This window comes from Streptomyces sp. 17_S59 (assembly GCF_056930295.1).
Genome location: NZ_JBXOWD010000001.1, coordinates 3,210,301 through 3,236,430 on the forward strand (window position 1 = coordinate 3,210,301; position 26,130 = coordinate 3,236,430).

Here is a 26,130-nt window from a genome sequence, read left to right on the forward strand (position 1 = left end):
TGGACCCGTCACGGGGCCGCCCTGCGGCCCGAAACGCCGTACTCCGGGGGCCGTCGCCATGCTCAGGTATCTGCCGTTCCTGCTGATCCTGGCGTTGTGGATCTACGCCTTCGTCGACTGCCTCAACACCCCCGAGGAGGAGGTGCGGGGGCTGCCGAAGATCGCCTGGGTGTTCGTCATCCTGCTCTTCGGCGAGGTCCTGGTCGGCCCGGTGGCCTGGCTGATCGCGGGCCGCCCGCGCGCGGCCGCGGGTTCGCGCGATGGGGGCACCTCCCATGCTTTCGGCAATGGGGGAGGGCGGGGCGCGGCCGGCGGCGGGCAGCGCTGGGTGGCGCCGGACGACAATCCGGAGTTCCTCCGCTCGCTGCGGCCGGACGACAAGGGCGGCAGCGGCCCGGCCGGTCCGGTGAACTGATCGTACGTACGGCTGCCCGCCGTACGGTCGAACCAGCCGTCCCCAACGGGTGACGCACAGCGCCCCACGAGACCGATTATCGGCTCAACCAGCCCTTCTTCACGGCCATTTGACGGCTTGTTCACTGCTTGCACCCTCCCCCTGACGCTCACGCGCCGCGAGAGTCGTAGCGGTCACACTGTGCCCGCACGCGACTCCAGGGAGGGACAGTCATGAGCGGACCCGACACCCACAGACCGGGCGCGCACGGCCCCGGCATGACCCGGCGCAGACTCCTCGGCTCGGCCGTGGGCGCGGCCGCCGGCGCGGCGGCCCTGTCGCTGCTGCCGCCGAGCGTGCAGCGCGCGGTGGCGGCCGGACCGGCCCCGCGCGGCTCGCTGAGCGACATCAAGCACGTGGTCCTGCTGATGCAGGAGAACCGCTCGTTCGACCACTACTTCGGCACCCTCAAGGGCGTACGCGGCTTCGCCGACCCCGACGCCCTGCGGCTGCCCGGCGGCCGTACGGTCTTCCACCAGCCCGACACCGTGAACCCGGCCGGCTACCTGCTGCCCTTCCACCTCGACACCCGCACCACCAGCGCGCAGGCCATCCCCTCGACCAGCCACGCGTGGGCCGTGCAGCACGAGGCCTGGAACGGCGGGAAGATGGACCGCTGGCTGCCCGCGCACCGCAAGGCGGACGGGGCGAACGGCCCGTACGTGATGGGCTACCACACCCGCGAGGACATCCCGTTCCAGTTCGCCCTCGCCGAGGCGTTCACCATCTGCGACAACTACTTCTGCTCGGTCTTCGGCCCCACCTGGCCCAACCGCCTCTACTGGATGACCGGCACCATCGACCCCTCCGGCACCCTCGGCGGCCCCGTCATCGACAACACCGTCCCCTCGCCCTACCGCTGGACCACCTACGCCGAGCGGCTCCAGGCGGCGGGCATCAGCTGGCGCGTGTACCAGCAGACGGACAACTACGGCTGCAACATGCTGGAGTACTTCCGCACCTTCCAGAACGCCCGCCCCGGCGATCCGCTGTACGACCGGGCGATGCCCCGGCTCCCCGAGGGCACCTTCGAGGACGACGCCCGCAACGACCGGCTGCCGGCCGTCTCCTGGATCATGCCGACGGCCGGGCAGTCCGAGCACCCGGACTACCTGCCGGCGGCCGGGGCGGACTTCGTGGCGAAGAAGATCGAGGCGATCGCGGAGAACCCGGAGGTCTGGCAGAAGACCGTCTTCATCCTCAATTACGACGAGAACGACGGCCTCTTCGATCACGTGGCACCGCCGGTGGCACCCCCGGGGACGAAGGACGAGTTCGTGCAGGGCCTGCCCATCGGCGCGGGCTTCCGCGTGCCGTGCATCATCGTCTCGCCGTGGACGGTGGGCGGCTGGGCCGCGGGCGAGGCGTTCGACCACACCTCGGCGCTGCGCTTCCTGGAGCGGTGGACGGGCGTCCGGGAGCCGAACATCAGCGGCTGGCGGCGGCGCGCGTTCGGCGACCTGACGTCGGCGTTCGGTTTCGGGAGCGCGGCGCAGAAGCCGCCGCAGCTGTCCGTGGACACGGAGCGGGAGCTGGAGCAGGCGGAGTGGGAGGTCGGCCACCTCCCGAAACCGAAGTTCCCGGGCAGGTCGCAGCACGTGCCCCCGCAGGAGCCGGGGACGCGGCCGCGGCGGTAGGGGTTTCTTCCCCCACCCCGCCCCTTCCCGAAAGTCCTCAAGCGCCGGACGGGCTGAAAATCAGCCCGCCGGCGCTTGAGGAGCGGGGCTCACACCCCCGCGTACGAGTGCTTGCCGCTCAGCAGGATGTTCACGCCGTAGTAGTTGAACAGGTAGCAGGCGAAGGCCAGCAGGGCCAGGTAGGCGGCCTTGCGGCCCTTCCAGCCCGCCGTCGCCCGCGCGTGGAGGTAGCACGCATAGGCCACCCACGTGATGAAGGACCAGACCTCCTTCGGGTCCCAGCCCCAGTAGCGGCCCCACGCCGCCTCGGCCCAGATCGCACCCGCGATGATCGTGAAGGTCCACAGCGGGAACACGGTCGCATTGATGCGGTACGCGAACTTGTCGAGCGTGGCGGCCGAGGGCAGCCGCGACAGCACGTTGTCCAGCGCACCCCCCTCACGCCCCTCCGCCAGCCGCACCTCGTAGCGGTCGCGGAAGAGGTAGAAGAACGTCGACACCGCACCCACGTACAGCGCCGCGCCGGACAGGATCGCGCAGGAGACGTGGATCCACAGCCAGTACGAGTGGAGGGCCGGGACCAGCTGGTCGCTGTCGGTGTACAGGACGGAGACCGCGAGGCCCAGGTCGAGGAGGATCGTCGTGGTCAGCGGCAGGCCCAGCCAGCGGATGTTCTTCTTCGCGAGGAGCAGGCCCAGGTAGACGCCGACCGCGACCATGGCGAAGGTCGTGGAGAACTCGTACATGTTGCCCCACGGCGCCCGCTGCACGGACAGTGCCCGGGAGAGCACCCCGCCCACGTGCAGGGCGAACGCCAGCACCGTGAGGGAGACGGCGATCCGGCCGTACAGGTCGCCCTTCTCGCTGGTGCCCGCGGCCCCGGGGCCGTCGGGGACGTCGCGGGTGCCGGGGGCGGAGCGGGTGACGACCTGGGGCCGCTCCAGGACGGCCGTACCGCCGCCCTGCGCCTGCTTCTTGACCGTGACGGTCACGGAGGAGGCCGCTGCCTCCGTGGTGATCGCGGCCGCGGTGCGGCCGACGGCGCTGCGGCTGCCGAAGACCCACTCGGCGATGTGCGCGAGGAAGGCGAGGGTGTAGACGGCCATGGCCGAATAGATCAGCACATTGCTGATGTGGGCCAGGTTCTCGTTGGTTGCGGCGGCGAGTGTCACGCGCGCGCTCCTTCGGACGGTTCGGCGGGGTCGGAGGCTTCGGTGTCGGGGTCTCCGTTGTCGGTGGGCTCGCCTGCGGAGGCGTCTGCCGGGTCGTCCACGGCGGCAGTCGCGGCGGCGGTCGGTGCGTCGGGCTGGAGGGCGGCGGCGAGGCCGGCCAGCTCCTCGGGCAGCCGGGCGGACTCGCTGCGGCCGAGGCCGGCCAGCTCCACGACCGTGCGCCCGTCCGCGCCCTGGACGGCGCGCACCCAGACCCGGCGGCGCTGGATGAACAGCGAGCCGGCCAGGCCGAGCAGGGCGGCGACGGCGCCGGTCAGGGCCAGCTCGTTGCCCGGCTTCTGCGAGACCTGGAAGGTCGCCCACTGCTTGATGCCGTCGAAGTGCAGCGTGCCCGCACCGTCCGGCAGCGTCATGGTGTCGCCGACCTTGAGGATCTCGGCGAACTTCTTGCCGTCCTGGTCCGTGAACTGCTTCATCCTGGACACGTCGAGCTGGTAGACGCTCTGCGGCACGCCGGAGTCGACGCCGAGGTTGCCGTGGTAGGCGGTCAGCACGAGGCGGGGATTGTCGAGGGCCGGGAACTGGGAGAACATCGTCCCGGTCCGCAGGTCCAGGGTGGGCACGAAGTTGCCCTTGAAGCCGAGGTCGTCGTCGTTGCCGTTCTTGTCCTTGTAGTCCGGCACCTTCAGGACGGTCGTCTCGGTGACGTTGCTGTCCAGCGGCAGCGCGGGCATCGGGCCCCGGTGGGCGATGTTGCCCTGGCCGTCGCGGACGGTGACGATCGGCGCGTAGCCGTGGCCGATCAGGTAGACCTTCGAGCCGGCGACCTCCAGCGGCTCGTTGACCTTGACGGTGGTCTTCTTGGGTTCCGCGTCGGGCGTGCCCCAGTAAGTGATGTGGGCGGCGTAGTCGCGCGGGGTGCCCTTCTGGGGGCCGGTGCGCTCGTACGTCCCGGAGAAGCTGTCGAGCCGGAAGCGGAACCGGTCGAGGTCGTCGGGGCTGAACAGCGACCCGGCCTTGAAGTCGTCGTACTGGGTGAGCGTGTTCGAGAAACTGCCGCCCTCGACGATCAGCGAGCCGCCCTCGGACTTCCACAGCTGGCCGGAGGCGAAGGCCACCAGCAGCACGATCAGGGAGACGTGGAAGAGGAGGTTGCCGGCCTCGCGGAGGTAGCCCTTCTCGGCGCCGACCGAGTCACCGGCCGCCTCGGTGCGGAAGCGCCGCCGCCGGAGCAGCTTCTCCGCCGCCGCCAGCACCTGCTCCGGCGTGGCCTCGGTGCGCCAGGTGGCGTGGGCGGGCATCCGGGTGAGGTTGCGGGGCGCGGCCGGCGGGCGGCCGCGCAGCTGGCCGACGAACTGCCAGGTGCGCGGGACGATGCAGCCGATCAGCGAGACGAACAGCAGGATGTAGATCGCGGAGAACCACACCGAGCTGTAGACGTGGAAGAGCCCGAGCTTCTCGTAGTACGGGGTGAGGGTCCCGTGCTTCTCCTGCCACTGCTGGACCTTGAGCGCGTCCACGCTGGTCTGCGGGACGAGCGAGCCGGGGATCGTGGCGAGGGAGAGCAGGAAGAGCAGGAGCAGCGCGACCCGCATGGAGGTCAGCTGGCGCCAGAACCAGCGGACCCAGCCGAACGCCTCGCGGCAGGACCAGGCCAGCCGGCCGAGCACGCCGGGCTTGCGCATGCCGCCGAAGGAGCCGGGCACCGCCTGCTCGCGGTCCTCGGCGGGAGCCGTGGACAGGTCCGAGCCGGCGGCGGCCAGGCCGGCCGCGTCCGCGGCCTCCGGGCTGCCGGCGGCGTCCGCTCCCGCGGCAGCGTCGTCGTCGGGGCCCTCGGGGCCGGTGCGGCTCGCCGAGGTGTCGGCGGAGCCCTTCGTCCTGTCCATGTCTCAGATCCCCGGGGTGAAGTTCTTTTGGGTCCAGGTCTGCAGGTCAGCGACCATGCTGTCCCACAGCCCGGTCACCAGGAGCACGCCGACGACGACAAGCATCCCGCCGCCGATCCGCATGACCCACGCATAGTGCCGCTTGACCCAGCCGAACGCGCCGAGCGCGCGCCGGAAGGCGACCGCGGCGAGGACGAACGGCAGGCCGAGGCCGGCGCAGTAGGCGACCGTCAGCAGGGCCCCCCGGCCCGCGCTCGCCTGGTTGAAGGAGAGGGACTGCACGGCGGCGAGGGTCGGCCCGACGCAGGGCGCCCAGCCGAGGCCGAAGAGCACGCCCAGCAGCGGGGCGCCCGCCAGCCCCATCGCGGGCCTGGTGTGGAAGCGGAACTCGCGCTGCCCGAACCGGCTCAGCAGCCCCATGAAGGCCAGGCCCAGCACGATCGTCAGCACGCCCAGCACCGTGGAGATCGTCTCCTTGTACTCCAGCAGGGTGTTGCCGAAGAACCCGAAGAACGCCCCGAAGGAGACGAAGACGGCGGAGAAGCCGAGCACGAAGAGGGAGGACCCGGCGACCATCCGGCCCCGCTTGGCCTCCGCGAGGTCCGCGCCGCTGACGCCCGTGACGTACGAGAGATAGCCGGGCACGAGCGGCAGGACGCAGGGCGAGAAGAAGGAGACGAGCCCGCCGAGCACCGCCACGGGCAGGGCCAGCAGCAGCGCGCCTGTGAGGACGGTCTGGTTGGGGTCGCTCGCGGCGGCGAGGGCGGTGACCGCGTGGGCGGTCGCGGGGGTCCCGGCGATCACGGGGTCACTTCTCCGCGACCAGCGGGTCGAGCGTCTTGCGCAGCTCGTCCTCGCTCAGCGCCTTGATCGCGCGGGCGGCGATCTTCCCGTCGCGGTCGATGAAGACCGTCGAGGGGATGGACTGCGGGTTGAGGCTGCCCTTGGGGAAGCTCAGCAGCAGCGCGCCCGAGTTGTCGTAGAGGCTCGGGTACGGAACGTTGAATTCCTTCTCGAAGGCCAGAGCGGGGGCCGGGTCGGGGTCGCGGGTGTCGAGCCCGACGAACTGCACGCCCTTGTCCTTGTAGTCGTTGGCGACCTTGACCAGGTTCTTGGCCTCGGCGCGGCAGGGCGAGCACCAGGAGCCCCAGACGTTAAGGACGACGATCTTGCCCTTGTGCTCCTTGGCGACGTCGAGTTCCTTGCCGTCCAGGGTCTTGCCGGAGAGGTCCGGCGCGTCCTTCCGGCCGCTGCGCTCCTTGACGACGTCCACTCCGCCCGTGCCCTGGACGAACTGGGTCTGCCCGCCCCCTCCGGAGTTGTTGTTCCCGGAACTGCACGCGGTCAGCGTCAGTGCCCCGAGGACGGCGGCAATGGCGGCCGGCACGGTGGTACGACGGCGTGCAGGGTGGCGTCGGCAGTCGTGACTGGCACTCATGTGAAAAGTTTCGCATGGGCGGTTTAGGGATCTTCCGCAACCCCCTCGGAGTCGTCGGGCCCATTGCCCGCGGGCGCGGTGGGCACATCGGCCCCCCGCGGACCCGTGGGCACCTCGCCGACCTTCGGCCCGACGGGCACCTCGCCGCGCGGCCCGGTGGGGGTCTCGCGCCGGGGGCCCGGCCGGCCGACGCCGGGCCTGCCCCGCCATTTCTCGCCCACGTCGAGGCCGCGTAGCCCGGAGAGCACCGCCGGGGTCTGCACGTCCAGCCAGTCGACGAACTGCCGGAAGGACACCACGCGGACGTCCTTGCGCTTGTCGTCGGCGATGTATTTGAACGCCTCTTCCACGGCATCCATATAGATGCCGCCGTTCCACTCCTCGAAGTGGTTGCCGATGAAGAAGGGCGCCCTGTTCGTCTCGTACGCCCGGTCGAAACCCGCGATGTAGGACTCGGTGGCCTGCCGGCGCCAGCCCGCATAGCGGGACGGCACTCCCCGCGTCGTGTTCTTCGACTGATTGGCGAGAATGTTGTAGTCCATGGAAAGGACCTCGAAGGAGTGGCCCGGAAAGGGCATCTGCTGCAGCGGCAGATCCCACAGTCCGTGCCTTTTCCTGGGCCACACCTGTTCCCCTCCGGAGGAACTCGCGTCGTACCGCCAGCCGAGTTTCCGGGCGGTCGGCAGCAGGCCGTCCTGATTGAGCAGGCAGGGCGTGCGGCCGCCGATCAATTCCTTGCGGTAGTCGAAGGGCAGCGGCTCCAGGTCCTTGAATCCGGTGTGGGTGCGCCACCGGGTGACGAAGGAGACGGCCTGCTCGATCTCGGACTGCCAGTCCTCGGGCGTCCAGTGGGCGACCGAGCCCTGCCCCGAGCAGAAGTGGCCGTTGAAGTGGGTGCCGACCTCGTGGCCCTCCAGCCAGGCCGCGCGCAGGTTCTGCAGGGTCGACCGGATGTGTTCGTCGGAAAGGTAGCCGATGTCGGAGGCGCCGCGCGGGTTGTTCGGCGGGTCGTAGAGCCGCTGCCTGGACTCCGGCAGCAGGTAGAGCCCGGAGAGGAAGAACGTCATCCGGGCGCCGTGGTCCCGGGCGAGCTTGCGGAACCGGGGGAAGAGGCCGTTGCCCACCTCGCCCGCCCCGTCCCAGGAGAAGATCACGAACTGCGGCGGCTTCTCGCCCGGCTCCAGCGGCACGGGCTTCTCCGGCTGGTTCGGCTGCGGCCCGGTGTCGGCCGTGGAACCGTCGCCGATCAGCCTGGCCCTGGCCTTCGCCTCCGCGCTCGGCCTGCCCTTGGGGCGGCCCGGCCCGCCGCCGGTGAGCAGGGTGGAGGTGGTGTCCGAGCAGCCTGCGACGGCGCCGAGGGCGGCGGCCGCTCCCGCGCCCAGGCCCATCCCGATCAGGCTGCGACGGCTCATGCCGCCTGTGCTGTCGCGCATGTCGGCTCCATCCGCACTCGCGCCCCCATACCATACGCCGTCCATATAAATGGACATTGAGGATGGGGGCGCGGCGGATTACGACGGTTGCGCTGTTTTCCCGGTCTATATGGGTGTTTTGATGGCCCGACCGGTAGGGAACCGGCGCGAGCGCGCGGACGCGGGGCGGGGCTCAGGCCCCGAACGCCTTGGCGCCGCCCTTCACCGGCTTCGCGCCGGCCAGCAGGTGAGCCGGCACCAGATCCCGGGCGGGCTCGCTGTACCCCACCGAGACGATCTTGTCGCCGCGGTAGGTGAACGACGTCAGGCTGGCCAGCGTGCACTGCCGCTTCCGCGGGTCGTGCCACAGCCGGCGCTTCTCCACGAAGCTCCGCACGATCCAGATCGGCAGCTGGTGGCTCACGCACACCGCCTCGTGGCCGCGCGCCGCGTCCTTCGCCGCGTCCAGGGCCTGGATCATCCGCACGACCTGCTCGACGTACGGCTCGCCCCAGGAGGGACGGAACGGGTTCGTCAGGTGCTTCCAGTTCGCCGGCTTCCGCAGCGCGCCGTCGCCGACCCCGAAGGTCTTGCCCTCGAAGACGTTGGCCGCCTCGATCAGCCGCTCGTCCGTCGCCAGGTCCAGGCCGTGCGCCTTGGCGATGGGCGTCGCCGTCTCCTGCGCCCGCTCCAGCGGCGAGGAGACCACGTACGTCACGTCCCGGTCGGCCAGGTGCTCGGCCACCCGGTCCGCCATCTGCCGGCCCAGGTCGGAGAGGTGGTAGCCGGACCGGCGCCCGTAGAGCACGCCCTCCGGGTTGTGCACCTCGCCGTGGCGCATCAGGTGGACGACGGTGATGTCACTGCCCTTGCTCACTTGCCCTCCTCCGTCGCCCCGGCCGCCGCCCGGGCCGCAGCCGGCAGCGCCGCCGCGATCCGCTCCACCGCCGCCGCGTCGTGCGCCGTCGAGACGAACCACGACTCGAAGGCCGACGGGGGCAGGTACACCCCCTGCGACAGCATCGAGTGGAAGAACGCATTGAAGCGGAACGCCTCCTGCGCCTTGGCCTTCTCGTAGTCCGTGACCTCGGACTCGGTGAAGAACACCGAGAACATGTTCCCGGCCGTCTGGAGCCGGTGGGCCACGCCCGCCCCGGCCAGCGCCCCGGTCACCAGGCCGCGGATCTCCTCGGAGACCGCGTTCACCTTCGCGTACGCCGCGTCGTCCAGCAGCCGCAGCTGCGCCAGGCCCGCGGCCGTGGCCACCGGGTTACCGGAGAGGGTGCCCGCCTGATAGACGGGGCCCGCGGGAGCCAGGTGCGCCATCACGTCGGCGCGGCCGCCGAAGGCCGCGGCCGGGAAGCCGCCGCCCATGACCTTGCCGAAGGTCATCAGGTCCGGCTTGACGCCGTCGATCCCGTACCAGCCGGCCTTCGAGACCCGGAAGCCCGTCATGACCTCGTCGGAGATGAACAGCGCGCCGTTCTGCGCACAGGCCGTCTTCAGACCCTCGTTGAAGCCCGGCAGCGGCGGGACCACGCCCATGTTGCCCGGCGACGCCTCCGTGATCACACAGGCGATCTCGCCCGGGTGCGCGTGGAAGGCGGCGTGCACCGCCTCCAGGTCGTTGTAGGGGAGCACGATCGTGTCACCGGCCTGCGCGCCCGTGACGCCCGGCGTGTCCGGCAGCCCGAAGGTCGCCACACCCGAGCCGGCCGCGGCCAGCAGCGCGTCCACGTGCCCGTGGTAGCAGCCCGCGAACTTGATCACCTTGGCGCGGCCGGTGAAGCCGCGCGCCAGCCGGATCGCGGACATGGTCGCCTCGGTGCCCGAGGACACCAGGCGCACCTGCTCGACCGGCTCCACCCGGGCGACGATCTCCTCGGCCAGGGCGACCTCGCCCTCACCGGGCGTGCCGAAGGAGGTGCCGCGCGCGACGGCCTCCTGCACGGCCGCGAGGACCTCCGGGTGGGAATGGCCGAGAATCATCGGTCCCCACGAGCACACGAGGTCCACATACTCCCGGCCATCCGCGTCCGTGAGGTACGGACCCTGACCGGACACCATGAACCGGGGAGTACCTCCCACGGCACGGAACGCGCGCACCGGAGAGTTCACGCCACCGGGCGTCACGGCCGCCGCGCGGTCGAAGAGAGACTGCGACAATGGGGCTTCATATGGGTAGCTCACGCTAGCCATGGTCTCAGAGCCCTCCGCGCAGTCGTGTCCGGGCGTTTCACGCGCTCCGCACGGGGGAGGTCTCTGGGACGATGATCGGGTTGCGCGGCGGGGGCTCTGCTGCCTAAAAATGCGGTCAGGTGGAGATATGCATCGCGGTGGCGGACTGGGCGAGGGCACCGACGACCTGGGTCCCGAGCGCGCCCACCAGGACCGGCGAGGACGGCACCGGCGTGCCGAACATGGCGAACAGAGCAGCGTGAGCAGGAGTGGCCGGGTGGGGGTGACCTACAAGTACTTCGGGGCACCGAACGGAGCGACCGCTGCCCGCGTCCCCATCTCCATGCGCCCCGAGGAACTGGGCGGTGACGAGCTGGGCATGGGCGGCATGTTCACCAAGATCAAGCCCGAGACCGTCGCCGCCATGGTGCTCACGGGCATCGAGGGCATACCCCTGCACAAGGTGCCGCCGCTCGAGCTGGTCGTCCTCCACCCCGACTACGCGGTGGTCAAGCTCCCCATGACCGTGGTCGACCCGCTGCGGGGCATCGGGGAGGAGTCGGTGGGCGCGGCGGCCTTCATCTGGTCGACGGTGCCCGACCGGGGCGGCCCGCGCGACGCCTTCGACGTCTACCGGCTGCTGCACGAGTGGCAGGACTTCTCGCACCGCCTGCACGAGGCCGGCCACCAGCCGTACTGCCTGGTCTGGCCGTAAGGGCGCGCGGTGAGCCGGACCGCATAGCCTGGCAGCCATGCTCAACCTCCGCTCCGTCGCCCTGTTCCTGCTCGCCGCCGTCCTGGAGATCGGCGGCGCCTGGCTCGTCTGGCAGGGCGTTCGGGGCAGCTATTCCGGGCAGGGGCGCGGCTGGCCGTGGATCGTCGCCGGGATCGCGGCCCTGGGGGCGTACGGCTTCGTCGCCACGCTCCAGCCGGACGCGCACTTCGGCCGGATCCTCGCCGCGTACGGCGGCGTCTTCGTGGCGGGCTCGCTCGCCTGGGGCATGGTCGCCGACGGCTACCGGCCCGACCGCTACGACGTGCTCGGCGCGCTGATCTGCCTGGCCGGGGTCGCCGTGATCATGTACGTGCCGAGGGGCCGCTAGGGGGTGTCTGATGGATCTCCGCGGGGAGGGAGCGGCGTCCGGTGCGTGCTCTCGGCGTGCCGGCCGGAAGCCCTCGTACTGGGCGTACTTGGGCTTTCGGCCGGTGCGCCGAAGGGGGCACCTCCCTGCTCGAGCGAAGCCGAGAGCTTGGGGGCGCGTGCCGGGCGTCGCGACGCCGCGGAGATCCATCAGACACCCCCTAGGGGGGTGCCCCGAGCCCTTCCCCCCGGGGCGCCGGGGCGGCTTATCCTGCGGGAAGATCACGCCCGCACCCCCCTGGAGGCCCCATGAGCACCCGCACCGCAGTCGTCACCGGCGCGAGCAGCGGCATCGGCGCCGCGACCGCCCGGCAGCTGGCCGCCGCCGGATACCGCGTCGTGCTCACCGCCCGCCGCGAGGACCGCATCAAGGCCCTGGCCGAGGAGCTGGCCGCCGCGGGCCACCAGGCTGTTCACCACCCGCTCGACGTCACCGACCGCGCCGCCGTCGACGCCTTCGCCGCGGGCCTCGGCCGCGTGGACGTCCTGGTCAACAACGCGGGCGGCGCCCTGGGCACCGAACCCGTCGCCACCGCCGACCCCGCGGACTGGCGCACGATGTACGAGGTCAACGTGCTCGGCGTGCTCCACATGACCCAGGCCCTGCTCCCCCGCCTCGTCGAGGCCGAGGGCACCGTGGTCGTGATGTCCTCCACCGCCGGGCTCGCCACCTACGAGGGGGGCGGCGGCTACGTCGCGGCCAAGCACGGCGCCCACGTCATCGCCGAGACCCTGCGCCTGGAGCTGTGCGGCGAGCCGGTGCGCGTGATCGAGATCGCCCCCGGCATGGTGCGGACAGACGAGTTCGCCCTCACCCGCTTCCGCGGCGACCGGGACAAGGCCGCCGCCGTCTACACGGGCGTCGCCGAGCCGCTCACCGCCGAGGACATCGCCGACACGGTCACCTGGGCCGTCAGCCGCCCGCCGCACGTCAACATCGACCTGCTGGTCGTCCGCCCCCGCGCCCAGGCCTCGAACTACAAGGTCCACCGCGAGGGCTGAGCCCCGGGCCCGCCCGGAGTACCAGGACCAACGACCGATGCGGAATTGATCATCCGGCGCTAGGTTCATGTACGAGGCCGCTCTCCGGGGCGGCCTTGCACACGAACGGAACATGCCGGACCAAGGGGGAACCCGTGCGCGTCATCGCCTTCGACCACCTGGTGCTCAACGTCTCCGACGCCGAGCGCGCCCTGGACTTCTACTGCGGGCCGCTCGGCCTGGAGCCGGTCCGCGTGGCGGAGTGGCGCGCGGGCGAGGTGCCCTTCCCCTCGGTCCGCGTCTCCCCCACCACGATCATCGACCTGGTCGAACGCGAGCGCGGCGAGTCCAACGTCGACCACCTCTGCCTCGTCGTCGAGCCGCTGGACTGGCAGAGCATGATCGACTCCGGCGCCCTCGGCCCCGTCCGCGGCCCGTACACCAACTTCGGCGCCCGCGGGAACGCCGAGTCGGTCTACATCAGCGACCCGGACGGCAACACGGTCGAGCTGCGCTGGTACCCGCAGGACCGCGAGCAGGGCGCGTAGGCCCGCGCCCGGCCCGCGGGCTCAGCCCTTGACGCAGACGATCTGCTTGAGCTTCGCCACGACCGCGACGAGGTCCTGCTGCTGGTCCATGACCTGCTCGATCGGCTTGTAGGCCGCCGGGATCTCGTCCACCACGCCGCGGTCCTTGCGGCACTCCACGCCCCGCGTCTGCTCCGCCAGGTCGTGGGCGGTGAAGAGCTTCTTGGCCTTGTTCCGGCTCATCCGGCGGCCGGCGCCGTGCGAGGCGGAGTTGAACGAGGCCTCGTTGCCCAGGCCGCGGACGATGTACGAGCCGGTGCCCATCGAGCCCGGGATGATCCCGAACTCGCCGCCGCCCGCGCGGATCGCGCCCTTGCGGGTGACCAGCAGGTCCACGCCCTCGTAGGTCTCCTCGGCCACGTAGTTGTGGTGGCAGGAGATGACGGGCGCGAAGGTCACGTTGGCCTTCTTGAACTCCCTGCGGACCACGTCCTGGTACAGGGCCATCATGATCTCGCGGTTGTGCCGCGCGTACTCCTGGGCCCAGAACAGGTCGTGCCGGTAGGCCTGCATCTGCGGGGTGCCGGCGATGAAGACGGCCAGGTCGCGGTCGACCAGGTTCTGGTTGTGGGAGAGCTTGCGGGCCACGCCTATGTGGTGCTCGGCCAGTTCCTTGCCGATGTTGCGGGAGCCGGAGTGGAGCATCAGCCAGACCGCGCCCTCCTCGTCGAGGCAGAACTCGATGAAGTGGTTTCCGCCGCCGAGCGATCCCATCTGCTTCAGCGCCCGGCTCTCCCGGAACTTCACCGTCTCCGCGACCCCGTCGAACCGCCGCCAGAAGTCGTCCCACCCCGCCGTCGGCAGGCCGTGCAGCCGCCGCGGGTCGACGGGGTCGTCATGCATCGAGAAGCCCACCGGGATCGCTTCCTCGATCTTCGACCGCAGGCGCGAGAGATCACCGGGCAGGTCGTTGGCGGTCAGCGAGGTCTTCACCGCCGACATGCCGCAGCCGATGTCGACGCCCACCGCCGCCGGGCACACCGCGCCCCGCATGGCGATCACCGAGCCGACCGTGGCCCCCTTGCCGAAGTGGACGTCCGGCATCACGGCCAGACCCTCGATCCAGGGCAGCGTGGAGACGTTCCGCAGCTGCTGCATCGCCACGGGCTCGACCGCCGCCGGGTCCGCCCACATGCGGATCGGGACCCGGGCACCGGGCACCTCGACGTAGGACATACCTTCCTCATTCCCCCGAAAAACATTAATACGCAAAAAGCCGGAACAAGCTGCCCATCCACGACAGGGGGACGGCAGACGCGGCAGCGCGTGCGGTAGACATTGTGGTCAGCCACCGACCAGCGGCGGCAACCAGTTTTCGGGCGAAGGGAGCCACGGACGGTGCAGCGAAGGGCGTACGTACCGGCAGCCGCACTGGCCGCGGTGGCGCTGTCGGCGGGGCTCACCGCGTGCAGCGGGGGCGGCGGATCCGGCGGCAACGGCATCGATGCCAAGGCGGGCCAGGCCGGCACCTCGGTCCCGGCGGCCCAGCCCGGCAAGTACCACAGCCTCCCCGAGCCCTGCGGCTACGTCGGCCGGGACACCGTGCGGCGGATGCTGCCCGGCGCGGGCGGCGGCGACAAGGCGGAGGCCGAGAAGCTCCTGCGGGGGCAGGCGGCCCTCACCTACGACACCGACCGGCGGGTCGGTTGCCGCTGGAAGCTGGAGACGCCCAACGGCACCCGGCACCTGACCGTGGACTTCGAGCGCGTGGTGTCGTACCAGCCGGGCGTGAGCGACGAGGCCCGGGCGGAGGAGCTGTACGGGCGCCTGGCGGGCGCGGCGCACATCCCGGTCGCCGCGCCCTCCGCGAGCGCCAAGCCCTCGGCCAACCCCTCCGCGAGCCCCTCGCCGAGCGCCACCGCCAGGAACGACCCGGGCCCGGGCCCCCAGCTGGGGGCGGACGCCACGGTGGCCCCCTCGGCGCCGGCGTCCACGGACCCCAAGCTGGCTCCGCGGACGCTGGACGACCTGGGCGACGACGCCTTCGTGGACGACAAGCTCGTGGGCACCGCCTCGGGCGTGCACCGCGACGTGACGGTGGTCTTCCGCTCGTCGAACGTGCTGGTCACCATCGCCTACGACCAGTGGACGACCGACAAGCAGCACGTGCCCGGCAGCCAGGACCTGCAGGGCAAGGCCCAGGGCCTGGCCCGTGAGCTGGATGCGGGGCACTTCGGCAACTAGCCCGGCGAGTACCGGCCCGTTTTCGGCCGCCGCCGGGTGCGGGCCGCGTACCGTGCCGGTAGGCGCGGCCGCCCCCCGACGTTGCCGCCGGCCCCGCACATCCCCCCATCGAATGAGCGAAGGACCCATGCACCGACGTACAGCCCCGCGACTCGCCCGAATCCTCGCCTGCGCCGCAGTACCGGTGATGCTCGTCGCCACCGGCTGCTCCTCGGACGAGGGCGGCTCGAAGAAGAAGGAGTCGGCCAAGCCCTCGGCCGCGCAGTCCGCGGCGCCCAGCGCCACTCCTTCGATGAAGGCGGCGACGTTCGCCAAGCTCCCCGAGGTCTGCAAGACGCTCTCGGAGAAGACGATCGACGCCATGGTGCCGAAGGCGGAGAAGAAGGAGGGCAAGGCCCTGCCGGCCGCCGACACCAACGAGTCGGCGAGCTGCATCTGGAGCGGTCTGAAGGACGACGACGTCAAGGACCTCCAGTTCCGCGCCCTGACGGTCTCGCTGAAGCGGTTCTCCCCGGACCCGACGCAGGGCTCCGGCGAGAAGCGCGCACAGGACTACCTGACGAAGCAGACGAAGGCCGCGACGACGGCGGACGGCGCCCAGAACGCGAAGACGGAGACGGCCGACGGCGTCGCCGAGGCCGCCAGCGTGGTGAGCTCGGACTCCAAGAAGGACGACAACGACTTCAAGAACGAGACCGTCCTCGCCCGCACCGGGAACGTCGTGATCACCGTGAAGTACAGCGGCGCGGGCTACGAGGGCGCGAAGACGCCCAACGCCGACGACCTGAAGAAGAGCGCGCAGGACGCGGCCAAGGAGATCGCCGGCGCGGTCGCGGCGGCGAACAAGCACTGACGCGAAACGCAAACGCATACGCATAGGCGAAAGGGCCGCGGCCCGGTGAGTGATCACCGGGCCGCGGCCCTTTCCGCGTACGGTGCTACGCCGCGAGCAGCTTGCGCACCCGGTCCGCGCCGACCGCGAGCAGCAGCGTGGGCAGGCGGGGGCCGGTGTCCCGGCCGACGAGCAGCTGGTAGAGCAGGGCGAAGAACTCGCGCTGCTTGACCTTCAGCTCCGGCGTGGGCTTGGCGTCGGGCTCGAGCCCGGCCAGGACCTTGGGGACGCCGTAGACGAGCGTGGTCAGGCCGTCCAGCGACCAGTGCTCGTCGAGGCCGTCCAGGAGCAGCCGCAGGGACTCGCGGGCCTGCTCGTCGAGCGCGGCGAGGTGCTCGGTGTCGGGCTCGGCGCGGACGACCGTGCGGGACTCGGCCGGGACCTGGGTGTTGATCCAGTGCTCGGCCTTGCCGAGGCGCGGGCGGCACTCGTCGAGCGAGGTGACCGGGTTCTCGGGGTCGAGGTCGCTCAGGATGCGCAGGGTCTGCTCGTCGTGGCCGGCGGTGATGTCGACGACCGAGGCGAGCGTGCGGTAGGGCAGCGGGCGCGGCGTGGCCGGCAGCTCACCGGCGGCCGTGCGGACGGCGCGGCTGTAGGCGGCGGCGTCGGCGGGCAGCACGGTGCCGTCGGCGACCTTGGCGGCGAGCTTGTCCCACTCGTCGTAGAGCCGCTGGATCTCCTGGTCGAAGGCGATCTTGAAGGACTGGTTGGGCCTGCGGCGGGCGTAGAGCCAGCGCAGCAGCGGGGCCTCCATGATCTGGAGGGCGTCGCCGGGGGTGGGGACGCCGCCCTTGGAGGAGGACATCTTGGCCATGCCGCTGATGCCGACGAAGGCGTACATCGGGCCGATGGGCTGCTCGCCGCCGAAGATCGGGCCGACGATCTGGCCGCCGACCTGGAAGGAGGAGCCCGGCGAGGAGTGGTCGACGCCGGACGGCTCGAAGATCACGCCCTCGTAGGCCCAGCGCATGGGCCAGTCGACCTTCCAGACCAGCTTGCCGTGGTCGAACTCCTTGAGCAGGACGGTCTCGGAGTGCCCGCAGGTGCAGCTGTAGGACAGCTCGGTGGTCTCGTCGTCGTACGCCGTGACCGTGGTGAGGTCCTTGTTGCAGACGGTGCAGTACGGCTTGTACGGGTAGTAGCCCGCACCGCCCGCGCTGCCGTCGTCCTCGGCGGCGGCGCCCGAGCCCTCGGCGGCCTCCAGCTCGGCCTCGTCGACCGGCTTCTGGGCCTTCTTGGCGGGCTTGGCCTTGGTGCGGTACTGCGCGAGGATCGCGTCGATGTCGTTGCGGTGCTTCATCGCGTGCAGGATCTGCTCGCGGTAGGCGCCGGAGGTGTACTGCTCGGTCTGGCTGATTCCGCGGTACTCGATGCCCAGCTCGTCCAGGGCCTCGATCATGGCGGCCTTGAAGTGCTCGGCCCAGCTGCCGTAGGGGCTGCCGGGCGGGGCCGGGACAGCCGTCAGCGGCTTGCCGATGTGCTCGGCCCAGGAGGCGTCGACACCGGCCGGGACCTTGCGGTACCGGTCGTAGTCGTCCCAGGAGAGGACGTGGACGCACTCGTGGCCGCGGCGGCGGATCTCGTCGGCGACCAGGTGCGGGGTCATGACCTCGCGGAGGTTGCCGAGGTGGATCGGGCCGGAGGGCGACAGGCCCGAGGCGACGACGATCGGTTTGCCGGGGGCGCGGCGCTCACCTTCGGCGATGACCTCGTCGGCGAAACGGGAGACCCAGTCGGCCTCGGTGCTCTGAGCCTGAGCCACGGCACTTCCTTCCTTACGGTCCTGGCATGACCATTGTCCCAGACGGAAGGCGGGGCTCCGGGGTTGCCCGCCCTGCGGCGAAATCCCGGTGGGACTGTGATAGGCGCATGGGATACTCGGGATGTCGAAAATGCCGCCTACCGGAATGGCACCTTTCCATGGCTTCGGTTCCCTCCCTCGCTTCCACGCTCGACCAGCGCATCGCGGACGCCCTCTCGGCAGCCCTGCCGGAGGCCGGCTCCGCCGACCCGCTGCTGCGACGAAGCGACCGGGCGGACTTCCAGGCCAACGGCATGCTGGCGCTGGCGAAGAAGCTCAAGGGCAACCCGCGCGAGCTGGCGGCGAAGGTCGTCGAAGGCCTGCCGACCGGTGACGTGATCAAGGAGGTCGAGGTCTCCGGCCCCGGCTTCCTCAACATCACCGTCTCCGACGAGGCGATCACGAGCACCCTGGCGGCCCGCGGCGCGGACGAGCGCCTCGGCGTGCCGCTCGCGGAGAAGCCGGGCACCACGGTCATCGACTGGGCCCAGCCGAACGTGGCCAAGGAGATGCACGTCGGCCACCTGCGCTCGGCGGTGATCGGCGACGCGGCCGTCAAGATCCTGGAGTTCACGGGCGAGAAGGTGATCAGCCGCCACCACATCGGCGACTGGGGCACCCAGTTCGGCATGCTCATCCAGTACCTGCTGGAGCACCCGCACGAGCTGGACCACAAGGACGAGACCTCCGGCGAAGAGGCCATGTCCAACCTGAACCGCCTGTACAAGGCCGCGCGTGCCCTGTTCGACGCGGACGCGGAGTTCAAGGAGCGCTCGCGCCGCCGGGTGGTGGACCTCCAGGCCGGGGACGAGCAGACCCTCGCCCTGTGGCAGCGGTTCGTGGACGAGTCGAAGATCTACTTCTACTCGGTCTTCGGCAAGCTCGACATGGACATCCGCGACGAGAACGTGGTCGGCGAGTCCGGCTACAACCACATGCTCACGGAGACCTGCAAGCTGCTGGAGGAGGCCGGCGTCGCGGTCCGCTCGGAGGGCGCGCTCTGCGTCTTCTTCGACGATGTGAAGGGCCCGGACGGCAAGCCGGTACCGCTGATCGTGCAGAAGTCGGACGGCGGCTTCGGCTACGCGGCCACCGACCTGTCGGCGATCCGGGACCGGGTGCAGAACCTCAAGGCCGACACCTTGCTGTACGTGGTCGACGCCCGGCAGGCGCTGCACTTCAAGATGGTCTTCGAGACGGCCCGCCGGATGGGCTGGCTGAACGACGGCGTGCACGCGGTGCAGCTGGCCTTCGGCACGGTGCTGGGCAAGGACGGCAAGCCGTTCAAGACCCGTGAGGGCGAGACCGTCCGCCTGGTGGACCTGCTGGACGAGGCGATCGCGCGGGCCACGGACGTGGTGCGCGAGAAGGCCGAGAAGGTGGGCCTGACCGAGCAGGAGATCACCGAGAACGGCCGGTACGTGGGCATCGGCGCCGTGAAGTACGCCGACCTGTCCACCTCGGCGGCCCGCGACTACAAGTTCGACCTCGACCAGATGGTGTCCCTCAACGGCGACACCTCGGTCTACCTCCAGTACGCCTATGCCCGTATCCGCTCCATCCTGCGCCGGGCCGGCGACGCCCGGCCCGTCGCGCACCCGGAGCTGCCGCTGGCCCCGGCGGAGCGTGCGCTCGGCCTGCACCTGGACCAGTTCGGCGAGACGGTGCACGATGTCGCGGCCTCCTACGAGCCGCACAAGCTGGCCGCCTACCTCTACCAGCTCTCCTCGCACTTCACGACGTTCTACGACCAGTGCCCGGTGATCAAGGCCGAGGGCGGCGCGACGATGGTGGAGAACCGCCTCTTCCTGTGCGACCTCACGGCCCGCACGCTGCACCAGGGCATGGCGCTCCTCGGTATCCGCACCCCCGAGAAGCTCTAGCCCTCACCCCGCGCTCGCCCCCAGCTCGAACCAGATGAGCTTGCCGACCAGCCCCTGCGGCTGGTCGCGCAGGGCGAACCCGCCCCAGCTGTCGGCGCACCACTGGACGAGCCCGAGCCCCCGGCCGCGCTCGGCGCCGTCGGCCTCGGCCTCCGGCAGCGCGACGCCGTCGAGGGCGGGGAGCCGGGGGTTGGTGTCCCACACGGCGACCCGGACCCGGTCCCCCTCGCGCTTGACGCGCACGGAGGCCGGGCCGTCGGAGTACCGGTAGGCGTTGGTGACCAGCTCCGAGGTCAGCAGCTCGGCGGTGTCGGCCAGTTCCAGGAAGCCGTGCTCCTCGAAGATGGTGCGGAGCGTGCGGCGCGCGATGCAGGGCGCCATGGGATCCGAGGGGACCTGGAGCGTGTACTCCCAGTCGTCCGTGATTTCGGGGTCATGACTCATGCACGCCTCCGTAGCGTAAGCGACCTGACACACACCGTAACCATGCTTGGAGCGCTTACACGTCGCCTCTGTCATTTCGCCGAGACTCGACCTGTGTGGGTGACGATCGTGAAGACAACCACGCTCATTGCGTGAGCAGCGCAAACGCGACGGACTCGCACGAGCGCGGAGGTTCCGGAACGCCGACGGCGGCGCCCCCGCGGCCTGGTGGCCGGGGGACGCCGCCGTCGCGGTGCGTCACGGACGCGCCCTGGGGCGCGTTGCTCACAGCTGCCGTGCGACCTCCGTCGCCCAGTAGGTGAGGATCATGTCCGCCCCGGCGCGCTTGATGCCGGTGAGGGTCTCCATGATGGCGCGGTCGCGGTCGATCCAGCCCTTCTCGGCCGCCGCCTCGACCATCGCGTACTCGCCGGAGATCTGGTACGCGGCCACCGGCACGTCCACCGCCTTGGCGACCTCGGCGAGGATGTCGAGGTAGGGCAGCGCGGGCTTGACCATCACCATGTCGGCGCCCTCGGCCAGGTCCAGCGCCAGCTCGCGCAGCGACTCGCGGGTGTTGGCCGGGTCCTGCTGGTACGTCTTGCGGTCGCCCTGCAGCGAGGAGCCGACGGCCTCGCGGAAGGGGCCGTAGAAGGCGGAGGCGTACTTGGCGGTGTAGGCGAGGATCGAGACGTCCTCGTGGCCGGTCTGGTCGAGGGCGTCGCGGACGACGCCGACCTGACCGTCCATCATGCCGCTGGGGCCCACGACATGGACGCCCGCGTCGGCCTGGACCTGCGCCATCTCGGCGTAGCGCTCCAGCGTCGCGTCGTTGTCGACCCGGCCCGCGGCGTCGAGGACCCCGCAGTGGCCGTGGTCGGTGTACTCGTCCAGACACAGGTCGGACATGATCACCAGCTCGTCGCCGACCTCGGCCTTCACGTCCCGGATGGCGACCTGGAGGATGCCGTCCGGGTCGGTGCCGGCGGTGCCGAGGGCGTCCTTCTTGGCGTCCTCGGGCACGCCGAACAGCATGATCCCGGAGACGCCCGCCTCCAGCGCCTCGACCGCGGCCTTCCGCAGGGTGTCGCGGGTGTGCTGGACGACCCCCGGCATGGCGGAGATCGGCACCGGCTCGGCGATGCCCTCCCGCACGAAGGCGGGCAGGATCAGGTCGGCCGGGTGCAGCCGGGTCTCGGCGACCATGCGGCGCATGGCCGGGGTGGTGCGAAGACGCCGGGGGCGGGACCCCGGGAAAGTGCCGTACGCAGTACTCAACTCCGTGCCCTTCTGCGCGATCCGGGCCGTCGCTCGCTCGGGCGGGTGACCGGGTCCCCGGCCTCCAGCGCGGCATCGCGCCGCGCCGCCCCGAACTCCGCGAGCGCCTCGGCGAGCTTGTGCACCGAGGGCTCGGGCGACAGCACGTCCACCCGCAGGCCGTGCTCCTCCGCGGTCTTCGCGGTGGCCGGGCCGATGCAGGCGATGACGGTGACGTTGTGCGGCTTGCCGGCGATGCCGACGAGGTTCCGCACGGTGGAGGAGGAGGTGAACAGCACGGCGTCGAAGCCGCCGCCCTTGATCGCCTCCCGGGTCTCGGCCGGCGGCGGCGAGGCGCGCACGGTGCGGTACGCCGTGACGTCGTCGACCTCCCAGCCCAGCTCGATCAGGCCGGCCACCAGGGTCTCGGTGGCGATGTCGGCGCGCGGCAGGAAGACGCGGTCGATCGGGTCGAAGACCGGGTCGTAGGGCGGCCAGTCCTCCAGCAGGCCCGCGGCCGACTGCTCGCCGCTGGGCACCAGGTCCGGCTTCACGCCGAACTCGACCAGGGACTTCGCGGTCTGCTCGCCGACGGCCGCGACCTTGATGCCCGCGAAGGCGCGCGCGTCGAGCCCGTACTCCTCGAACTTCTCGCGCACCGCCTTGACGGCGTTCACGGAAGTGAAGGCGATCCACTCGTAGCGGCCGGTGACCAGGCCCTTGACCGCGCGCTCCATCTGCTGCGGGGTGCGCGGCGGCTCGACGGCGATGGTCGGCACCTCGCTGGGCACGGCGCCGTACGAGCGGAGCTGGTCGGAGAGCGAGGCGGCCTGCTCCTTGGTGCGCGGCACGAGCACGTTCCAGCCGAACAGCGGCTTGGACTCGAACCACGAGAGGCGGTCGCGCCGGGCTGCGTCGCTGCGCTCGCCGACCACGGCTATCACCGGCTGCGCGCCGTCGGCGGCGGGCAGCACCTTGGCGGCCTTCAGCGTCTGCTGGAGGGTGCCCAGGGTGGCGGTCCAGGTGCGCTGGCGAGTGGTGGTGCCGGCGGCCGTGACGCTCACCGGGGTGTCGGGCTTGCGGCCGCCCGAGACCAGCTCGGCGGCGGCCGCGACGACGGAGTCCAGCGTGGTCGAGACGACGGTGGTCGCCTCGCTCGTGCCGGCCTCGGTCCAGCAGACCGGCGTGGCCGTGCGGGCGTCGACGAAGCGCACGTCGCCGCCCTTGCCGTCGCGCAGGGGCACACCGGCGTACGCGGGCACGCCGACGGCCGTGGCGACGCCCGGCACCACCTCGAAGGCGATGCCGTTGTCGGCGCAGGCCAGCATCTCGTCGGCGGCGTTGCCGTCGAGGCCGGGGTCGCCCAGCACCGCACGGACGACCCGCTTGCCGCTGCGCGCGGCCGTCATGACAAGATTGGCCGTGTCCCTGAGTACGGGGATGTCGGCGGACTTTGATGTCTCGTCAGCAACCGCATGCGCAGGCATGTCCACAGTGGCGCGCGCATGTGTGCGCACCACGTCGAGCACCTGCGGATCGGCGATCAGGACGTCCGCGGCCGCCAGTGCCTCGACGGCGCGCAGCGTCAGCAGTCCCGGGTCTCCGGGGCCGGCACCCAGGAAGGTGACGTGTCCCTGCGCGGGCTGGTTCGGGGCGGTGGGGTTCAATGTGCTCGCTCCCCCATAAGACCGGCCGCACCCTTGTCGAGCATCTCGGCGGCGAGTTCGCGGCCGAGCGCCAGGGCGTCCTCGGTGGAGGCGGGTACGGGACCGGTGGTGGACAGCTGCACCAGCGTGGAGCCGTCGGTCGTGCCGACGACGCCGCGCAGGCGCATTTCGGTGACAGCCTGCCCGACGGCCAAGAAGTCGGCCAGCGCGCCCACAGGGGCACTGCAGCCGGCCTCCAGGGCGGCGAGCAGGGAACGCTCGGCCGTCACGGCGGCCCGCGTGCGCGGGTCGTCGAGTTCGGCGAGCGCGGCGGCGAGCGGTGCGTTGGTCAACGCGCACTCGATCGCCAGGGCCCCCTGGCCGGGGGCGGGCAAAACGGTGTCGGGCTCCAGGAGCTGGCTCACCACGTCGGCCCGGCCGATGCGGTTGAGGCCCGCGGCGGCCAGCACCACGGCGTCCAGCTCGCCCTTCTCGACGAACCCGATGCGGGTGTCGATGTTGCCGCGGATCGGCACGGTCTCGATGCGCCGGCCCAGCGTCCGCGCCCAGGCGTTCAGCTGCGCCATGCGGCGCGGCGAGCCCGTCCCGACCTTCGCGCCCTCGGGCAGCTCCTCGAAGGTGAGCCCGTCGCGGGCGACCAGCACGTCGCGCGGGTCCTCGCGGAGCGGGATCGCGGCGAGCGCCAGGTCGTCCGGCTGGGTGGTCGGCAGGTCCTTCAGCGAGTGCACGGCGAAGTCGATCTCCCCCGCGAGCAGCGCGTCGCGCAGCGCGGAGACGAACACACCGGTGCCGCCGATCTGCGCAAGGGCCTCGCGCGAGACGTCGCCGTACGTGGTGATCTCGATCAGCTCGACCGGGCGGCCGGTGACCCGCCGCACGGCCTCGGCCACCTGCCCGGACTGGGCCATGGCCAGCTTGCTGCGGCGGGTGCCCAGCCGCAGCGGGCGCTGCTCAGTGGTGGTGTCGTTCATGCCGACTCCCGTGGTGCGTCGGTGCGGTCCTGCCGCATGTCCGCCCGGCTGACGGCGGCGACCGCCTGCGGGTCGAGGTCGAAGAGTTCCCGGAGCGCGTCGGCGTAGCCGGCGCCGCCGGGGGTGGAGGCCAGCTCCTTGACCCGCACGGTGGGCGCGTGCAGGAGCTTGTCGACGACGCGGCGCACGGTCTGCGTGATCTCCGCGCGCTGCTTGTCGTCGAGGCCGGGCAGCCGGCCGTTGAGGCGCGCCATCTCGCCCGCCACGACGTCGGCGGCCATGGTCCGCAGGGCCACCACGGTGGGCGTGATGTGCGCGGCGCGCTGGGCGGCGCCGAAGGAGGCGACCTCGGCGGAGACGATGGCCCGCACCTGGTCGACGTCGGCGGCCATGGGCGCGTCGGCGGCCGCTTCGGCGAGGGTCTCGATGTCGACGAGCCGGGCGCCCGCCAGGCGGTGCACGGCGGCGTCGACGTCCCGCGGCATGGCGAGGTCGAGCAGGGCCAGGCGCACCTGCGCACCGGCGTCGGCCCCGCGCGCGTCCAGCGCGGCCCGTACGGCGTCGGCCGTCAGGACCAGGCCCGCGGCGCCCGTGCAGCTCACCACGACGTCGGCGAGGGCCAGCTCGTCCGCGAGGGCGTCCATCTCCACGGCCGAGGCCGTAAGCCCGCCGGCCGCGCCCGGAGTGCCCGGCTCGGAGAGGATCTCGACGAGCCGCTCGGCCCGCGCCAGGGTGCGGTTGGCGACGGCGACGTGCGCCACGCCCGCGCGCGCGAGGGTGGCCGCCGCGAGCGAGGACATCGACCCGGCGCCGATCACCAGGGCCCGCTTGCCCGCCGCCCAGTCCGCGACGGGGGTGCCGTCCGCGAGCTGCTCCAGGCCGAAGGTGACCAGCGACTGGCCCGCCTTGTCGATGCCGGTCTCGCTGTGGGCGCGCTTACCGACCCGCAGGGCCTGCTGGAAGAGGTCGTTCAGCAGCCGCCCGGCGGTGTGCAGCTCCTGCCCGACGGCCAGCGCGTCCTTGATCTGGCCGAGGATCTGGCCCTCGCCCACGACCATCGAGTCCAGCCCGCACGCCACCGAGAAGAGGTGGTGGACGGCCCGGTCCTCGTAGTGCACATAGAGATACGGAGTGAGCTCTTCCAGCGCCACGCCCGTGTACCGGGCGAGCAGCGTGGACAGCTCGGCGACACCGGCGTGGAACTTGTCCACGTCGGCGTACAGCTCGATGCGGTTGCAGGTGGCCAGCACCGCCGCCTCGGTGGCGGGCTCGGCGGCCAGGGCGGCGTGCACCAGCCCGGCGCGGGCCTGCGCCGAGAGGGCGGCCCGCTCCAGCACGCTCACCGGGGCGCTGCGGTGGCTGAGGCCGACGACCAGGAGGCTCATGCCGGCATCACGGCGGGGACGTCCCCGTCCGGTCCCTTCCCGCCGCCCGCGGCCGCACGGGCCGGCGCGTCCGGGCGCGGCGTGGTGACGGAGGCGGGCTGCCCGGTCTCCTCGCCGGCCTTGCGCTGCTCGTGGAAGGCGAGGATCTGCAGCTCGATGGAGAGGTCGACCTTGCGCACGTCCACGCCCTCGGGCACGGAGAGCACGGTCGGCGCGAAGTTCAGGATCGAGGTGACACCGGCGGAGACCAGCCGGTCGCAGACCTGCTGCGCGGCGCCGGCCGGGGTGGCGATGACGCCGATGGAGACGCCGTTGTCACGGATGATCGACTCGAGTTCGTCGGTGTGCCGCACGGGCAGCCCGGCGACCTGCTTGCCCGCCATGGCGGGGTCGGCGTCGATCAGGGCCGCGACGCGGAAGCCGCGGGAGGCGAAGCCGCCGTAGTTGGCCAGGGCGGCGCCGAGGTTGCCGATACCGACGATGACGACGGGCCAGTCCTGGGTCAGGCCGAGTTCCCGCGAGATCTGGTACACGAGGTACTCGACGTCGTAGCCGACACCGCGGGTGCCGTACGAGCCGAGGTAGCTGAAGTCCTTGCGGAGCTTGGCGGAATTGACCCCCGCCGCGGCTGCCAGTTCCTCGGAGGAGACCGTGGGGACCGAGCGCTCGGAGAGCGCGGTCAGCGCGCGCAGATACAGCGGTAGCCGGGCGACGGTGGCCTCGGGAATCCCTCGGCTTCGGGTCGCCGGTCGGTGAGTTCGGCCAGTTGCCACGGTGCTCC

24 protein-coding genes are annotated in these 26,130 nt (G+C 71.5%); 9 read left to right on the plus strand and 15 right to left on the minus strand.

Annotation, left to right across the window (positions count from 1 at the left end):
• The first annotated feature begins 58 nt into the window (after window positions 1-58).
• Both AC1Z4A_RS14240 and AC1Z4A_RS14245 read left to right on the plus strand, forming a co-directional pair.
• On the plus strand, window positions 59-415 hold the full coding sequence (locus AC1Z4A_RS14240; protein WP_483678902.1) for a PLD nuclease N-terminal domain-containing protein: 357 nt from the start codon (window positions 59-61) through the stop codon (window positions 413-415).
• A 257-nt stretch (window positions 416-672) separates the two neighbouring features.
• The gene (locus AC1Z4A_RS14245) at window positions 673-2,091 is read left to right on the plus strand and encodes an alkaline phosphatase family protein (protein ID WP_483683594.1); all 1,419 of its coding nucleotides are present in this window, start codon (window positions 673-675) and stop codon (window positions 2,089-2,091) included.
• An 89-nt stretch (window positions 2,092-2,180) separates the two neighbouring features.
• On the opposite strand, the gene ccsB is transcribed toward AC1Z4A_RS14245, so the two are convergent.
• From ccsB to hemL, 7 genes are all read right to left on the minus strand, one after another.
• Window positions 2,181-3,263, minus strand: coding sequence for a c-type cytochrome biogenesis protein CcsB (gene ccsB, locus AC1Z4A_RS14250; RefSeq protein ID WP_483678904.1), 1,083 nt, complete (start codon window positions 3,261-3,263; stop codon window positions 2,181-2,183).
• A complete protein-coding gene (gene resB / locus AC1Z4A_RS14255) occupies window positions 3,260-5,149 on the minus strand; it encodes a cytochrome c biogenesis protein ResB (RefSeq protein WP_483678907.1) in 1,890 nt (629 codons plus the stop codon). Before resB ends, ccsB begins: the two co-directional genes overlap by 4 nt.
• 3 nt (window positions 5,150-5,152) lie before the next feature.
• Entirely contained in the window at window positions 5,153-5,953 is an 801-nt protein-coding gene (locus tag AC1Z4A_RS14260) for a cytochrome c biogenesis CcdA family protein (protein ID WP_483678909.1), read from the minus strand.
• A 4-nt stretch (window positions 5,954-5,957) separates the two neighbouring features.
• Window positions 5,958-6,587, minus strand: coding sequence for a TlpA family protein disulfide reductase (locus AC1Z4A_RS14265; RefSeq protein WP_483678911.1), 630 nt, complete (start codon window positions 6,585-6,587; stop codon window positions 5,958-5,960).
• A 23-nt stretch (window positions 6,588-6,610) separates the two neighbouring features.
• Window positions 6,611-8,020, minus strand: a complete 1,410-nt coding sequence (locus tag AC1Z4A_RS14270) for a polysaccharide deacetylase family protein (protein ID WP_483678915.1) — start codon at window positions 8,018-8,020, stop codon at window positions 6,611-6,613.
• A 172-nt stretch (window positions 8,021-8,192) separates the two neighbouring features.
• A complete protein-coding gene (locus AC1Z4A_RS14275; RefSeq protein ID WP_483683595.1) occupies window positions 8,193-8,840 on the minus strand; it encodes a histidine phosphatase family protein in 648 nt (215 codons plus the stop codon).
• 32 nt (window positions 8,841-8,872) lie between these two features.
• Entirely contained in the window at window positions 8,873-10,198 is a 1,326-nt protein-coding gene (gene hemL, locus AC1Z4A_RS14280; RefSeq protein ID WP_483678917.1) for a glutamate-1-semialdehyde 2,1-aminomutase, read from the minus strand.
• Between the two features lie 238 nt (window positions 10,199-10,436).
• Here hemL and AC1Z4A_RS14285 point away from each other — a divergent pair, with 238 nt between their 5' ends.
• The 4 genes from AC1Z4A_RS14285 to AC1Z4A_RS14300 all read left to right on the plus strand — a co-directional run bounded on the left by AC1Z4A_RS14285 (window position 10,437) and on the right by AC1Z4A_RS14300 (window position 12,847).
• Window positions 10,437-10,892, plus strand: a complete 456-nt coding sequence (locus tag AC1Z4A_RS14285; RefSeq protein WP_483678918.1) for a hypothetical protein — start codon at window positions 10,437-10,439, stop codon at window positions 10,890-10,892.
• Between the two features lie 37 nt (window positions 10,893-10,929).
• Window positions 10,930-11,280 carry a YnfA family protein gene (locus AC1Z4A_RS14290; RefSeq protein WP_483678920.1) on the plus strand — a complete coding sequence of 117 codons (351 nt, stop codon included), beginning with the start codon at window positions 10,930-10,932 and terminating at the stop codon, window positions 11,278-11,280.
• A 287-nt stretch (window positions 11,281-11,567) separates the two neighbouring features.
• Window positions 11,568-12,320: an SDR family NAD(P)-dependent oxidoreductase gene (locus tag AC1Z4A_RS14295; RefSeq protein WP_483678921.1), complete on the plus strand. Its 753-nt coding sequence runs from the start codon at window positions 11,568-11,570 to the stop codon at window positions 12,318-12,320.
• Window positions 12,321-12,454: 134 nt separating this feature from the next.
• The gene (locus AC1Z4A_RS14300; RefSeq protein ID WP_483678922.1) at window positions 12,455-12,847 is read left to right on the plus strand and encodes a VOC family protein; all 393 of its coding nucleotides are present in this window, start codon (window positions 12,455-12,457) and stop codon (window positions 12,845-12,847) included.
• Window positions 12,848-12,868: 21 nt separating this feature from the next.
• Here the strand turns inward: AC1Z4A_RS14300 and AC1Z4A_RS14305 are convergent, their stop codons facing one another.
• Complete coding sequence (locus AC1Z4A_RS14305) at window positions 12,869-14,062, minus strand: RtcB family protein (protein WP_483678923.1); 1,194 nt, start codon at window positions 14,060-14,062, stop codon at window positions 12,869-12,871.
• A 162-nt stretch (window positions 14,063-14,224) separates the two neighbouring features.
• Between AC1Z4A_RS14305 and AC1Z4A_RS14310 the strand changes: the two genes are divergently transcribed.
• Together AC1Z4A_RS14310 and AC1Z4A_RS14315 are read left to right on the plus strand one after the other, a co-directional pair.
• The gene (locus AC1Z4A_RS14310) at window positions 14,225-15,070 is read left to right on the plus strand and encodes a hypothetical protein (RefSeq protein ID WP_483678924.1); all 846 of its coding nucleotides are present in this window, start codon (window positions 14,225-14,227) and stop codon (window positions 15,068-15,070) included.
• Window positions 15,071-15,197: 127 nt separating this feature from the next.
• A complete protein-coding gene (locus tag AC1Z4A_RS14315) occupies window positions 15,198-15,923 on the plus strand; it encodes a hypothetical protein (protein ID WP_483678925.1) in 726 nt (241 codons plus the stop codon).
• An 85-nt stretch (window positions 15,924-16,008) separates the two neighbouring features.
• Here AC1Z4A_RS14315 and lysS read toward each other — a convergent pair whose 3' ends face one another.
• Window positions 16,009-17,724: a lysine--tRNA ligase gene (gene lysS / locus AC1Z4A_RS14320; RefSeq protein ID WP_483678926.1), complete on the minus strand. Its 1,716-nt coding sequence runs from the start codon at window positions 17,722-17,724 to the stop codon at window positions 16,009-16,011.
• A 158-nt stretch (window positions 17,725-17,882) separates the two neighbouring features.
• Here lysS and argS point away from each other — a divergent pair, with 158 nt between their 5' ends.
• Entirely contained in the window at window positions 17,883-19,646 is a 1,764-nt protein-coding gene (argS, locus tag AC1Z4A_RS14325) for an arginine--tRNA ligase (RefSeq protein WP_483678927.1), read from the plus strand.
• 3 nt (window positions 19,647-19,649) lie between these two features.
• Here argS and AC1Z4A_RS14330 read toward each other — a convergent pair whose 3' ends face one another.
• From AC1Z4A_RS14330 to AC1Z4A_RS14355, 6 genes are all read right to left on the minus strand, one after another.
• Window positions 19,650-20,090, minus strand: a complete 441-nt coding sequence (locus tag AC1Z4A_RS14330) for an ATP-binding protein (RefSeq protein ID WP_483678928.1) — start codon at window positions 20,088-20,090, stop codon at window positions 19,650-19,652.
• 264 nt (window positions 20,091-20,354) lie between these two features.
• Window positions 20,355-21,347, minus strand: coding sequence for a porphobilinogen synthase (hemB, locus tag AC1Z4A_RS14335; protein WP_483678929.1), 993 nt, complete (start codon window positions 21,345-21,347; stop codon window positions 20,355-20,357).
• Window positions 21,344-22,993 carry a bifunctional uroporphyrinogen-III C-methyltransferase/uroporphyrinogen-III synthase gene (locus tag AC1Z4A_RS14340; RefSeq protein ID WP_483678930.1) on the minus strand — a complete coding sequence of 550 codons (1,650 nt, stop codon included), beginning with the start codon at window positions 22,991-22,993 and terminating at the stop codon, window positions 21,344-21,346. The genes hemB and AC1Z4A_RS14340 overlap by 4 nt, the downstream gene beginning before the upstream one ends.
• Entirely contained in the window at window positions 22,990-23,964 is a 975-nt protein-coding gene (gene hemC, locus AC1Z4A_RS14345) for a hydroxymethylbilane synthase (RefSeq protein WP_483678931.1), read from the minus strand. Before hemC ends, AC1Z4A_RS14340 begins: the two co-directional genes overlap by 4 nt.
• The gene (locus AC1Z4A_RS14350; RefSeq protein ID WP_483678932.1) at window positions 23,961-25,349 is read right to left on the minus strand and encodes a glutamyl-tRNA reductase; all 1,389 of its coding nucleotides are present in this window, start codon (window positions 25,347-25,349) and stop codon (window positions 23,961-23,963) included. Before AC1Z4A_RS14350 ends, hemC begins: the two co-directional genes overlap by 4 nt.
• Window positions 25,346-26,122: a redox-sensing transcriptional repressor Rex gene (locus AC1Z4A_RS14355; RefSeq protein WP_483678933.1), complete on the minus strand. Its 777-nt coding sequence runs from the start codon at window positions 26,120-26,122 to the stop codon at window positions 25,346-25,348. Before AC1Z4A_RS14355 ends, AC1Z4A_RS14350 begins: the two co-directional genes overlap by 4 nt.
• Window positions 26,123-26,130: the final 8 nt, after the last annotated feature.